The sequence below is a fragment of the uncultured Cocleimonas sp. genome (assembly GCF_947495625.1).
In the GTDB taxonomy this organism is placed as follows: domain Bacteria; phylum Pseudomonadota; class Gammaproteobacteria; order Thiotrichales; family Thiotrichaceae; genus Cocleimonas.
Window position 1 is genome coordinate 99,164 of record NZ_CANLZW010000014.1, and the last position, 13,174, is coordinate 112,337.

13 protein-coding genes are annotated in these 13,174 nt (G+C 42.5%); 9 read left to right on the plus strand and 4 right to left on the minus strand.

Features of this window, described 5'->3' with window-relative positions; all coding sequences use genetic code 11:
* The first annotated feature begins 156 nt into the window (after window positions 1-156).
* The 8 genes from Q1A31_RS09835 to Q1A31_RS09870 all read left to right on the plus strand — a co-directional run bounded on the left by Q1A31_RS09835 (window position 157) and on the right by Q1A31_RS09870 (window position 9,624).
* Window positions 157-1,062: a LysR substrate-binding domain-containing protein gene (locus tag Q1A31_RS09835; RefSeq protein ID WP_299875853.1), complete on the plus strand. Its 906-nt coding sequence runs from the start codon at window positions 157-159 to the stop codon at window positions 1,060-1,062.
* Between the two features lie 171 nt (window positions 1,063-1,233).
* The gene (locus Q1A31_RS09840) at window positions 1,234-2,763 is read left to right on the plus strand and encodes an amidase (RefSeq protein ID WP_299875855.1); all 1,530 of its coding nucleotides are present in this window, start codon (window positions 1,234-1,236) and stop codon (window positions 2,761-2,763) included.
* Between the two features lie 12 nt (window positions 2,764-2,775).
* Complete coding sequence (locus tag Q1A31_RS09845) at window positions 2,776-4,059, plus strand: TRAP transporter large permease (protein ID WP_299875857.1); 1,284 nt, start codon at window positions 2,776-2,778, stop codon at window positions 4,057-4,059.
* A 19-nt stretch (window positions 4,060-4,078) separates the two neighbouring features.
* A complete protein-coding gene (locus tag Q1A31_RS09850; RefSeq protein WP_299875859.1) occupies window positions 4,079-5,053 on the plus strand; it encodes a TRAP transporter substrate-binding protein in 975 nt (324 codons plus the stop codon).
* Window positions 5,054-5,223: 170 nt separating this feature from the next.
* A complete protein-coding gene (locus tag Q1A31_RS09855; RefSeq protein ID WP_299875861.1) occupies window positions 5,224-5,754 on the plus strand; it encodes a TRAP transporter small permease in 531 nt (176 codons plus the stop codon).
* A gap of 65 nt (window positions 5,755-5,819) precedes the next feature.
* Window positions 5,820-7,190, plus strand: a complete 1,371-nt coding sequence (locus tag Q1A31_RS09860; protein WP_299875863.1) for an FAD-binding oxidoreductase — start codon at window positions 5,820-5,822, stop codon at window positions 7,188-7,190.
* Window positions 7,191-7,606: 416 nt separating this feature from the next.
* Window positions 7,607-8,206, plus strand: a complete 600-nt coding sequence (locus Q1A31_RS09865) for a 2-hydroxychromene-2-carboxylate isomerase (RefSeq protein WP_299875865.1) — start codon at window positions 7,607-7,609, stop codon at window positions 8,204-8,206.
* 275 nt (window positions 8,207-8,481) lie between these two features.
* Window positions 8,482-9,624, plus strand: a complete 1,143-nt coding sequence (locus Q1A31_RS09870; RefSeq protein WP_299875867.1) for a DUF3592 domain-containing protein — start codon at window positions 8,482-8,484, stop codon at window positions 9,622-9,624.
* Between the two features lie 23 nt (window positions 9,625-9,647).
* Here the strand turns inward: Q1A31_RS09870 and Q1A31_RS09875 are convergent, their stop codons facing one another.
* Window positions 9,648-10,433 carry a crotonase/enoyl-CoA hydratase family protein gene (locus Q1A31_RS09875; protein WP_299875869.1) on the minus strand — a complete coding sequence of 262 codons (786 nt, stop codon included), beginning with the start codon at window positions 10,431-10,433 and terminating at the stop codon, window positions 9,648-9,650.
* A 618-nt stretch (window positions 10,434-11,051) separates the two neighbouring features.
* Here Q1A31_RS09875 and aqpZ point away from each other — a divergent pair.
* Window positions 11,052-11,801, plus strand: coding sequence for an aquaporin Z (aqpZ, locus tag Q1A31_RS09880; protein ID WP_299875871.1), 750 nt, complete (start codon window positions 11,052-11,054; stop codon window positions 11,799-11,801).
* A 150-nt stretch (window positions 11,802-11,951) separates the two neighbouring features.
* On the opposite strand, the gene Q1A31_RS20980 is transcribed toward aqpZ, so the two are convergent.
* The 3 genes from Q1A31_RS20980 to Q1A31_RS09890 all read right to left on the minus strand — a co-directional run bounded on the left by Q1A31_RS20980 (window position 11,952) and on the right by Q1A31_RS09890 (window position 12,802).
* Window positions 11,952-12,239, minus strand: a complete 288-nt coding sequence (locus Q1A31_RS20980) for a type II toxin-antitoxin system RelE/ParE family toxin (RefSeq protein WP_366943001.1) — start codon at window positions 12,237-12,239, stop codon at window positions 11,952-11,954.
* Window positions 12,229-12,516, minus strand: a complete 288-nt coding sequence (locus Q1A31_RS09885) for a type II toxin-antitoxin system ParD family antitoxin (protein WP_299875873.1) — start codon at window positions 12,514-12,516, stop codon at window positions 12,229-12,231. Before Q1A31_RS09885 ends, Q1A31_RS20980 begins: the two co-directional genes overlap by 11 nt.
* 133 nt (window positions 12,517-12,649) lie before the next feature.
* Window positions 12,650-12,802 carry a hypothetical protein gene (locus Q1A31_RS09890; RefSeq protein ID WP_299875875.1) on the minus strand — a complete coding sequence of 51 codons (153 nt, stop codon included), beginning with the start codon at window positions 12,800-12,802 and terminating at the stop codon, window positions 12,650-12,652.
* Between the last annotated feature and the right edge of the window lie 372 nt (window positions 12,803-13,174).

Below are 13,174 nucleotides of genomic sequence, written 5' to 3' on the forward strand. Positions count from 1 at the left end.
GTTATTCGCTACCGACACGAGAGTTAGCTTACTGCTATAGTTTGAGTGAGCTGATGACGCTGAGGTTCGTGATATTGCAAAACCGGTGTTATTCTGAAAAGTAGGAGAAAGTTTATTAAAGGCGAAGAATTCAATAGAGCTATAACCATACGCCATTTGCGTGTTATTGCCGCTTTGGCTGACTTGAAATTGGTTGCGCGAGTCTCAGAAATGCTAAATGTATCGCAACCTGCTGTATCCAAGCAAATAGCCGAACTTGAACGTATTGTCGGGGTTCCTGTGATAACGCGCGATCGTAACCGGCTTTATCTGACTGACATCGGCGCACGTTTGGCAGAACACGCGAAAAAGGTTTTAAATCAACTAGACCGGGCTGCTTTTGATGTGGATGCTATGGCCAGTGGCGTTTCGGGATCTGTGTCACTTGGTGTGGTTAGTTCAGTGGCTCCGATTTTGTTGCCTAGCACGATTGCCCTGTTCAAGAAAAACACCCCCTATGCTGCGGTCTCTGTCACTCAGGGGCATTTTGTTGGACTCTACCCAGAGCTTGAAAGTGGTGCGCTTGATTTACTGATTGCCCGCATCTGGCAACCTCAGGAAATGCCCGGAATTGTACAAAAAAAACTTTATTCTGAACCTTTGGTTGTGGTGGTGGGAAGGAAAAACCCACTTGCCCGTAGGAATGAGTTAGCCTGGTCAGATGTTGTGAAATTTCCATGGATTTTACCACCAGCGAATTCCGTCGCGCGTCGTGCGGTAGATTCCTTGTTTGCCGAAAACAGTCTGACTCCTCCCTGCAATACCATAGCATCATTGTCGCTGACCTTGAATCTGGAAATGATGAATGTCATGCCTGCTGTGGGACTGTTGCCGCAAAGTCTTGCACAAGTCTATGCTAGTCGGGGTGAGATTGTTTCGTTGCCGCTTGATACGCATGGATTTTTGTCGGAAACCCGTTGTTTCTGGAGAGAGAGACAAACAACAACTAATAGCGCTTTGTCGTTTTTTTTAAAGTGTTTGGAACAGGCAACGGAGGAAATAAAAACCATTCCATTTGGTTAATGTTTTAGTACGTATATTCATTATCAATGCACATATTTTTCATCTAATATAACTAAAAGTATTGTTTGGGAGGCGATAAGTGTTATTTTTAATTAAGAATAAGATCGTGTGGGTAACTAAAAACACAACTGCATTCATGCATAGGTTTTATAACGTCAACCAGGCTCGTCAATGATTAAGTCGCCGCTTCTTACGCTATCTGCAACTGACGTGCTTAAGGCATTTAAAGAGCGTTCATTGACCCCTAGTGACTATCTGGCTAGTTGTCTTGCGCATATCTCACAGACTAATCCCTCTATAAACGCCCTGACAGTCATTGATGCTGAACGTGCCGTTCCCCTTGCTGCACAGGCAAGCCGCCGCTGGCAAGCTGGGACTCCGGCTGGAGCGCTCGATGGATTGCCTATTGGTGTGAAAGATATTCAGGATACCCATGATCTACTGACCACTCACGGTAGTGTTATAGCTCGCGCCCGAGTTCCAGATCAGGATTTGCCACTCGTTGCGCGGTTGCGTGCAGCTGGCGCAATTATATTGGCAAAAACCAATGTGCCCGAACTGGGTGCTGGTGGCAACAGTCGCAATCCGGTTTGGGGTGCGACTGGTAATCCGTTTAATCCCAATCTAATCGCGGGAGGATCGTCAGGTGGTTCGGCGGCTGCGCTGGCTGCTAATCTATTGCCATTGTGTACCGGCTCTGACACAGGTGGATCATTGCGTCTTCCTGCTGCTTTATGTGGCGTTGTTGGTTATCGACCTTCTGTTGATGTTATTGCTCATCCGACTCGACCATTGGGCTGGTCCGGCATTTCGGTATTAGGTCCTATGGCTAGAACGATGGATGATCTGTTGCTGATGTTGAGGGTCTGCCAGGGACATGACCTTAATGATCCCTTGTCTAGCCCTGCTAATCCTGAGCGGTTTAACAATTTACCTTTGACCAAACTAAGTGATCTTCGGGTTGGTGTAAGCGAGAGCTTTGGAGGTGCACCGGTAGACGCTGAGATACGCAGAACTTTCCACTCACGGGTGGATTTGTTAAAACCTCACGTCAAATCATGTTTACCTGCTGACCTAAACCTGGGGCAAATGGATCGTACTTTTGACATCTTACGTGCAGAGAGTTTTGTCGCAGGTTTTGGCAAAGCCGTTGAGAAAAACCCAGATAACTTCGGGACGCATATTATTAGTAACGTTGAGATGGGAAAGCAAATGACGTTGAGCGATAGAGCCTGGGCACATAGCGAACAAACACGAATTCTACGTAAATTTAATCTACTGATGCAAGATTTCGATGTGATTCTGTTACCCACTTCACCGGTGTCGCCTTTTCCTTGGACGCAATCACATCCTACAGAAATAGATGGGCAAGCGATGGATAATTATTACCGTTGGTTGGCGTTAGCCTATCGAGGATCACTAATGGGTGGGCCATCTATTACTGTGCCCAGTGGATGTGATGCACATGGAATGCCGTTCGGTTTGCAAATGCTTGGCGCCTTACGTGGTGATGAGCAATTATTGTCAGCTGCTTGTGCTGTCGAGGCTTTCTTTAATCAGATGCCAGAGACAGCCAGACCGACGCCCGATTTAGATAATATTGCCGTATCAAACCCAGACTTGCGTTCTATTGTAACGCATCCTCCGATTATTAATGGTGTTTCGCATTCGACCTCGTCGCCAATGCAAACTGTTGTGTAACAGGAAAAAAATATGTGGCTCATCCCTGTTGTTTTTATTGTTTTATTGATCAGCGGAACGGCGTTTGCATACCTGATGGGTGCGGTGTCGGTTGTAAGCTTTGTGGCGCTAGGTAAGTCTGAATTTTTATCAATATTACCGCAACGTATATTTGCCCAACTGGATGTTTTTGCCTTTATGGCGATGCCATTGTTTATTCTGACTGCAGAAATTATGAGTCGTGCCGGTGTAACACGAAGCTTGATTGAATTTGCAATGTCGATTGTTGGACGTTTTCGTGGTGGCTTGGGCCATGTAAATATCTTAACCAGTGTGTTCTTTGCTGGTATTTCAGGGTCTGCAATTGCCGACAGTGCTGCCTTGTCACGGATATTTGTGCCTGAAATGAAAGCACGAGGCTATGATCCCTATTATGCTGGTGCCATTACCGCAGCCTCGTCAATGATAGGGCCGATTATTCCTCCATCGATTATTATGATTATATATGGGGGACTCACCGGTGCTTCTGTAGCAGCGCTTTTTGCAGCTGGCATTATCCCTGGATTAATGTTGGCTGTGGCCTTGATGCTACTGAATGCGGTGATTGCTGTGTGGAAGGGGCATCCGGGTGGAAAATCTGATGATTTACCACGTTTCTGGCCTAGTCTACTCCGTGCGCTACCCGCTCTGTGTTTGCCTGTAGTGATTCTGGGGTCGTTATTGTTCGGGCTAGCTACGCCCACAGAAGGCTCTGCTATTGCAGTGCTATTCGCGCTTATTGCAGGTCAGTTTTACAAGGGTTTGAGCTTTAAAATGGTCTTTGATGCGTTGGAAGCAACAGCACGAATGACAGGAACCATCTTTATTATTCTGGCAGCTATATCAGTGTTGGGCTACCTTGCAGGGCAAATGGGTTGGTCAAGTGCATTGGCGGCATGGGTTGCTAAATTTGGCTTGGTCGGTACAGAATACTTGTTCTTCTTGTCACTGATCTTTCTCATTGCTGGTATGTTCATGGATACACCGGTCGCACTTACTTTACTCATTCCGTTGTTTGCTCCGCAAGCGTTGGAGCAAGGGATAAGCCCGATTCATCTAGGTATCGTTCTCTGCTTTAATTTGTGTATAGGACTGATAACTCCACCATTGGGCAAGTGCCTAGTGGTAGTTTCGGCTCTATCATCTCTTAATTATTGGCGCTTGGCCCGTGCCACGCTGCCTTTTATTTCCGTTCAGGTGCTATTACTGTTGGCTTTGATTTATTTCCCAGCAATTAGTCTTACTTTACCGAGTCTGTTCGGTTTTTCCGTCAATTAAATATCCTAAGGAGGAATTTATGAAATTAATATCACTAACAATGGCTACCTTGATGGTAATTGCAACATCAGCGAGTGCTGAGGTCAAGATCGCACTGGATAGTAAGCCTGATTTGGAAACATCTGGCTCATACAACTGGGCTCATTCGTTTGGTAATGCATTGAAAGAGGCAGGCATGGAAGTACGTGAAATGCCACGAGGGTCTGTTGGCAAAGAGGCCGAGAAGTTTGACCAGGTGTCTACTGGCTTGCTCGAAGTTTCACTGTCTGATGTCCGAGCTGTAGCGCAGGTCGATCCATTCATTTATGGTGTAAGACTCCCTTATATATTCAACGATATCTCACACATGGATAGAACCCTGGCTGAGGGCAAAGTGTTTGAAAAAGTGAATGCTAACCTTGCTAAACAAGATGCGATTTTATTGGCATTGGCACCACTTGGGCCATCATCAGGCATCATCACTACTAAAGCTGTGGTGCGCTCACCAGCTGACATGTCAAAACTTCGTATGCGTGCCCTGGATGATGCACAAATTGCCATGTACAAAGCTTGGGGTTCTAGCGGCACCGTTGTTCCATGGGGTGAGGTACCTGCAGGTCTTCAAACTGGCGTGATTGATGGCTATCTTAACTCACCTTTTATCCCAGTTATGTTTGGTCAGACAGATTTTGTAAAAAACTTTTCCGATGCAGGTGTGATCTGGCCGCTGAGAGCAGTTATTGCTTCAAAAGGCTGGTATGACGGCTTGTCAGATGCCGACCGTGGTGCGGTAGATGCAGCGGTGAAAACTGCAGATAAGGCTACCCGCGAATGGTTGGCTGAAGCCTCTGTTAAAGGTTTGGCTGCGTTAGAAGAAAATGGAGTGACAGTGCAGCGACTCAGTGCAGAGCAACGTGATGTTTTTCGTAAAGCATCTAAGCCTGTGTACGAATCAGACTTGATGACAAAGGAAAACATGGCGCTTTGGTTGAAATTGTCTGAAGAGAATCGCTAATAGTTGTTTCTATTATCTTTGCAGTGTATGGCCTATCCGTCATTTTTCTCCAGTGCTGGTGGTTTTATTCACTACATACAGATATTTATTCTGAATGTAGTGAAGCTTTTGACTTACGCACTATCAGTAATGATGAATACCATTCGTCAACTTAGCAAAAGAGGCCTGTCATGAGACAGATGTTAATCACTATCAGCAATAATGTGCATTTATTTGCGCGCAGGATGGCTGTATTGGCTGTTTGCCTGATGTTTATTACTATGATGATTCAAATAGTTGCGCGTTATATATTTTCATCGCCACCTGTATGGACTGAAGATGTTGCTCGTTACGCAATGGTTTGGGCCGGATTGCTCGGTGCAACACTATCGTTCAAAGTACGAGAGGACGCAATTCTTGTCCAGAGTGTTTTTCCAAAACGCCCACATTTCTTGGGTGTTTGTGCCGAAGCCATCCAAAGTGCTGCCATTCTGACCTTTATTTTGCCTGTGGTGTATTTCTGTTTCGTAGGTCTGAAAGGTGGGTTTGCAAAAGGCTATCTGGCAAGACAGTATGGCCTGACTGCCGACACACTAGGTATTCCAATGGTTTGGATTTCGATCTCAGTGCCATTGGCGATGATCATTATTTTGTTGCACCTTGCTGCAAGATGGGCGGGGGATAGTGTAGACGCTGATCAGGATCGCACCCAAACTGAGTAGAATTGTTAACTGGCACATCCCAAGTTAACTAAAACTTTTACATAAAAATGATGTGGAGATAAAGCATGCAAAACCATTATGTCGCTCTAACAGAAATCTTGGATTCTCGCAGTGTTATTAACACCGATGCTATCGACGTTCGCTATCATGTTGATTGGGGCGGTGTAAATCCCTGTGCACCGTCGCTAGTACTACGTCCGGAAGATAGTACAGCACTGAGCAAAGCATTAAATTATTGTAATGAGCAAGGCCTTGCTGTCGTTACTCAGGGAGGTATGACTGGCTTGAGTAGTGGTGCTACACCGTTGGTAGGTGAAATAGCCTTGTCGCTAGAACGAATAAATGGCATTACCGAATTAGATTGTGAAGGTATGACTATGACAGTTAAGGCCGGCACGCCACTACAGGTAATTCAACAAGCAGCAGAGGATGTCGGTTTACGCTTTCCTCTCGACCTAGGTGCACGTGGTTCTTGTCAGATCGGTGGTAATGTCGCGACCAATGCGGGAGGCAACCAAGTGGTTCGTTTTGGTTCAGCAAGGGCGCTGGTACTAGGAATGGAAGTTGTGTTAGCCAATGGCACAGTGATGCGCTCGATGAACAAAATGATTAAGAATAATGCTGGATACGACCTAAAGCACTTATTCATTGGTTCTGAAGGCACCTTAGGGGTGATTACGGAATTAGTATTACGTCTCTATCCCGCTAAAAAAACACAGCAAACAGCGCTTTGTGCTTTACCTGATTTTGCATCTACTACCACTTTTTTACGGGAAATTATGGCCGAAATACCCGGTGTGACTTCTTTTGAAGTGATGTGGCAGAACTACGTCAATGCTATCTGTGAAGTCAATGAACAGGTGCGGCAACCTTTTGATGAACAACATGCCATTTATGTGTTATTAGAAGCCGAAGGTTGTACTCAAGATCAATTCCATCAAGCATTATTTGACAAAATGGAAGATGGGCTAGTCAGCGATGCGCTAGTTGCTTCAAGCCTTAAAGACAGCGATGCCTTTTGGGCTATCCGTGATGGGGTTGCTGATCTGATGGCTGGCCTGAATGGTTTTGCCACTTTTGATGTAGGCTTGCCTATCAGTAGTATGGAAGACTTTGTGGCTGCGACCGATAACGCATTACAGGCGCGTTTTTCTAACATTAATAACTTGCCGTTGGGGCATATTGCTGATGGTAATCTGCACTTTATTACCTGGACGGGCGATCCCGCAGATGTGAAGCCTATTTATGACACGGTATATGAAGTGGTGCACCAGTTTGATGGAACAGTCACGGCAGAACATGGGATTGGGATGAGTAAACGTGAGTATCTACCACTATGTCGAAGTTCCGAGGAATTAGAACTTATGCGTGTTTTGAAAAAAACAATGGATCCAAAAGGCATTTTAAATTCGGGGCGAATTTTTCTTGATGAGTGATTAACAACTAGGTAATGGACGATCTAAAGGTGTCTTTTTTAATTGATTAGAAACCCCGTATCGATATTTCAAAAGAAACTTTTCATAACCTGCATTTATTCACTCATAATAAATGGGGCACCCATAATTATATCAATAAGAAATAGCTGTTTATTCTTAAAAAAGTGCCTCGCAAAGCATAAATTCTATTTACGTGTTTAAAACACAAAAACGAGCCGATATTTATCGAGACAAAAGCATAGTTGTTTAATGCTTACCCGCAGGGTAGGCGCAGCCGCATAAATATCATTCATTAGTAGGGGGGGGGTATTTCCTTTTAAGAATGTAGTTATTTATACTAAAGTTATAAGAATAAACTACACTAAACGATCATTTTTCCCTTACATCGAATCGATCCATTCAAACGAGATTTTTACATGAGTAAAACTGTTAATTATTACCACTTTTTAATTTCACCCTTTAGCTATTTAGCGATTGAGCGTTTTAATGCGCTTGCAGCCAAGCATGATCTTACTGTTAATTACTTACCTATATCTGTTATGGATGTATTTTCCGAGTTAGATGTGTTGCCACCGGGTAAACGCCATCCTTCACTACAAAAAATGCGTATGGATGAGTTAAAACGCTGGTCTGGTTTATTAGATTTGCCGATGAATTTTACACCTGCACATTTCCCTGTTGACCAAACATTAGCGGCTCAAATGGTATTGGCAGCAGGTGGTGCTTCTGCAAACCCAGATGCGGGTAAATTATCTGATGCGATACTTAAAGCAGTGTGGGAACAAGAGAAGAATATAGCGGATGAAGCGACCTTAATTGCTATCGCAGATAGTGTCGGGCTAGAAGGTTCGAACTTGCTAGAGAGTGCGAGAGATGAGCAATGGGCAAATGCCTATGCAAACACCACAAAAGAAGCCTTAGAAGCTGGCGTTGTCGGTTCACCCACTTACCAATTAGAAGATGAGTTGTATTGGGGTCAAGATAGATTAGATTTCCTGGAACGCGCCATTAGTTAAAGGTTTACGCTTTAAGGTGAAAGGTGGGCAGTGCCTCTTAAATTCAATACCCTTAAAAGAAAGAAAATATCAAAATAAAAAGGGCACCCAAGCTTTCGTCTTCGTAAAGCCTCATCATCGTATGAGGCTTTTTTGTACATAACAAAAATTAGCAACAGTCAGTCTAACAGTAACTAGGATACCCATGAATTTATCGTTTTCAAAATGACACTCGGTATTCATCTCTAATTGGATTTAGAATACAAACATAAAAATAAATTAACGGAAATTCGTACATGGGAAAATATTTTGGATTAATCTTTTTTGGAATTTTTGCCGCAGTTGGTGTGCGTATGTTTGCTTTTAATTCCATGCCGATGATTGTTGATTGGGTAAAGATACAGTCTTGGCAGCCAGTGCAAGCAAGTTTGATCGATCACAGTATTGCCTATAGTCACAACGGCGAGGGCAGCTTTAATTACAAGGTTAAAGCCAGCTATGAGTACCATTATAATAATCATAAGTATATTGGTAAGCGCGTTGGGATCAATCGCGGCAGTGATAATATTGGTTCTTACCATAAAGACATGCGACAAAAGTTATCACGTGTTGGCAATAAACCGATGACTGTGTGGGTCAACCCCAACGAACCTAGTCAAGCAATAATTGATCGCAGCTTTCGTTATGGTGTTTTGTTTTTTTACCTCTTTTTCGTGGTGGTTTTCGGCGGCATTGGTTTTTGTGGGATGTATTTTGTTTGGAAGTATCGTAATGCTGGCAATAAGTTAGTTAACAATGACCCTGAGAAGCCTTGGACTGAATACGCAGAGTGGTTAGATCCAATCAAAAAGGACAACCAAAGAACGGCTAACTTTGCTGGTTTAGGTTTAGCACTTATCTGGAATTTTCTTATTATAGGCAGTTTCTTTGCCGCCATTAAAGAGAGTTGGTTTTACGTAATCGTTTTATTGCCCTTTATAGCTGTTGGTATTTATCTTCTTTATAAATCTATTGAGATGATAAGAAGTTATCGTCAAACGGGGTTAATGCCATTGTCTTTGGACCCTTTTCCGGGCTCGATTGGAGGTCAGCTTGGTGGTGTGATTTATGTCGATAAACGTTTCACAGCACCGCCTAAAAATACCCAAATTGAAGTGCAAAGCGTGCGCAAGATACACCATGATGACGGTGACTCCAGTGAAAGAAATATATGGTATCAGGCGGAAAATTTTGATTGGGAGATGGGCGAATATGGCTGGCAACTTAGATTTTATTTCGAAATTCCTGATGACAAATCAATTTCGTCTCCGCCTTTATCTTCTAATGGTATTGAGTGGAAAGTGATATTGAAAGCCGAAACTGAAAGCGGTATTAAATTTGAGCGATGCTACGATGATATTCCTGTTTTTGCTACAGGACAGAATGCTTCATTTAAATAGCAAAAACGTAATATCACATAAATTTAGCGCTGACGGTTAATAAACTCTACATCTGGATTTTTATCTTTCTTACGTGCCAGCGTACTATTCTTGCCCATTACTAACTTTAGCTGACTTATTTTTTCTAGGCGTATGGCGCTACGTTTGCTATTAAATACCATTGCATTTAATACTCTTTTACTAGCAGCTAGGCTGTCGGGTGAACGGTTTATAAATTCATTTGCCAGTGTTGTGGCGGCCTCTAAAGGTGTGTCGCTTATATGGGTTACTAGCCCCAATGTGTGTGCGGTTTCGCCGGATATAACTCGGGCGCTAAATGTTAGTTCTTTTGCTATGTCTATAGGTACTAAACCTTTAAGGGTTTGGGTAATACCCATGTCGGGCACCAGCCCCCAACGTGCTTCCATAATAGCGCATTGGCAGTCAGCGCTACTGATGCGTATGTCGGCAGCTAATGCCAGCTGCATACCAGCACCTAAGCAGTGACCGTGCATTACTGCTATTACCGGTACGGGTATTTTTTGCCACGTTAAAAATGCTTTTTGAAATAAGCTTTGCCCTGGCTTAATAAGTTGCCAAGCTGCAAACAAGCGGTTGCTTGTATTGTTTAGGTCAGAAAGGTCAATACCTGAACTAAATGAGCTGCCATTACCGTGAATAATAATGGCACGCACATCACGGTTTGCACGTATAGATTTAGCGGCTTTTAGTAGTTGTTTTAACATATCAAAGCTAATTGCATTACGTTTGTCAGCACGATCTAACGCTACGTATGCTATATGGTTTTCAATTCGAATACTGATGCTCATAGCGGTTCTCTATACGATAATTGGTAAAAGGATGTGCAAGGCTTTATCGATGTTTTTAGGTTATTTGTTGGGCAAATTAGAAATTGAGGCTGCATTACTTATTTTAAGATTAATATAACTATTTGTGGAATACGCAGTAAGAAGCAGTAGGATATTTGATCCTCATATTTATAAAACAGCCTTTAAAATTCCATATTAGCACCTGAGTACTAAAAATAGCGGTTTAAGCGTCATTAAAATTACCAGTACCCTTTAAGAAAATTAAAGGGGTCAGCTCGTAGGTTGGGCTGAAGTTAGGAAGTCCACCAAGTCTCAAATCCAAATAGTCAGCCGCAGCGCAGCTGTGACTTTGTTTCTTAAGCTCACTTAGTATTTTCACAAGTTACAAAGATAGCTTGAACTGAGTTATAGAATGGCATATCACCTTTTTTGAATGAATGTCTGATTAAATATGAGGGTGAAAATATAGTTTAAGTTATTGAATTATATTGAAATGTATTTTGATTAAATGAACTAACTTGAGTGCTAAATATACTTAAGACCATGGTGGTCAATATCTAAAATGATCATTGTCACTTCTTAATATTATTTGATATTCAATTAATGGGGATTTATTTTATGCATTTACATAATAGGCTTTTTGCTGAGTTCTTCGGTACGTTTTGGTTGGTTCTAGGAGGTGTTGGTAGTGCTAAGTTTGCAGCAGCCTTTCCTGAGCTTGGAATTGGCTTTATGGGTGTTTCATTAGCATTTGGTTTAACTGTGCTAACAATGGCTTATGCGGTAGGCCACATTTCTGGCGGACATTTTAATCCTGCTATCTCTATCGGTTTATGGATTGGTGGGCGTTTTGGAAAAGCAGATCTGATACCTTACATTGTTGTGCAAGTTGCTGGAGCATGTGCTGCTTCTGCGCTTTTAGCGTTTATCCTAGCCAACGGGCCAGATGGTACAGCAGCAATTGGTAATTTGGCGTCTAATGGTTATGGTGAGGCTTCCCCAGGTGGCTTTAACTTGATGGCTGTTATTGCTACTGAAGTTGTGATGACGGCTGCATTGTTGATGGTTATTATGGGGGCTACTGATACTGGTGATACAACAAGAAGCGGCGGTACGATCAAGGGTCGTGCTCCTGCAGGTTTTGCGCCTATAGCGATTGGTTTGTGTTTAACGCTTATTCACCTGATTTCTATCCCTGTATCAAACACGTCAGTTAACCCTGCACGTAGTACGGGTCCTGCATTGATCTCTATGGATATGACGGCAATTTCTCAGCTCTGGGTATTCTGGGTAGCGCCTATGGTTGGTGCAATCCTTGGTGCGTTAGCTTATCGCTTATTGCTAAGTGATCGTTCTCAGGAAGATTAATTCCAGATTGATTATTTAGTTAAAAAAAAGTTACAACAAGCCCTAACGCTTTAGTGTTGGGGCTTTTTTATGCCTACGATTTTCACACTCATTTTTTCCAATCGAAAAATGAAAAACCGGCTAAAAGGTGGGGGTGTGTTATAAAAAAAATTATAAATGTTTTGATGGGTCCATTCTTTGATGGAGAATTCTAGCAACTTCGATTCCGTTTTCACTGGCTTGATAAAATACGATATGTTTTTCTACAGGAAAGCTCTTAGCATCTTTATAGATTTCATTTCTTTCACGGCCGACATCAGGATATTGAGCAAGCTTTAATAGTGCTGCTTCGATACTTTGAGCGTATATTTTCGCCTGTTCATTACCCCATAATTCTATAGTCGTGGTGATTATTTTGAATAAATCTTCTTCAGCTAAAGGGGATAACTTATATTTGATGGTCTTTGCCTTTAGCTAATGAATTGTTAGCCAACGAGAGTGAGGCTTTTTCAAAAATATCCATTACATTACTATCTAATAATTTACCAGAAGCTAATTGATCAAAGCCCTTACTGACTTCTTCTCTTAAAATCTTATATTGTTGATCTTTGATATCATCTTTTTCAAATAATAATCTCAATCCATCGCGGATTACTTCACTTGAAGAGGTGTATAAGCCTTCTGATACTTTTTCAGTGATTCTTCGTTCGAACTCTTTACCTAAAGTGATATTCATAAATTAGACTCCCATGGTTGCATGTGTATTACATGTATATTATGCGCATAATATACATGTAATACAAGTTGGATAAAAAGTGCCTAAAAGGTAGGGGGTGCCATCTAAACAGTCAGCAGTCGTTATTAAATCCCTACGCCAACGCCTGCGCAATAAAGTCCGGCTTTACCCGAGTACCACCAACTTCTTGATTAGTTTTTTCATCAAACCAGAATTGCATGGGCTGTACGTAACCTAATCCATGCATATAGTTATACATCGCGGTAGGTCGGATAAGGAACGCCATCCGACATTTGAATTCTAGCTATCTTGGTTATGTCGTATGGCACTGCGTTTATACGACCTACGATATGATAAGCGTTAAGATATTCGGTAAATATGCCTAAAAGTAGGGGTGGCTTTTAAAGTAGTTCAAATACGTATCTCAAGGAATAACGGTTCAGGATCAAGGTTGTTTGAGCGGATTCTTTGCAAAAGAAGGAGCGAGTTCCCTTGTATCCCCGTTATGACCCAAGTTTGAATCAAACTTGGCAATGGTTTAAAGGATAAAGTATTTCTAGATTCGACTGCGTCTCACCCTAAAGGGTCGTCGTCGCGATGCTCCAACGTTGTCTCGTTACACTTGTATGGTATTTCCAGCCTTTATCTACGATCATAG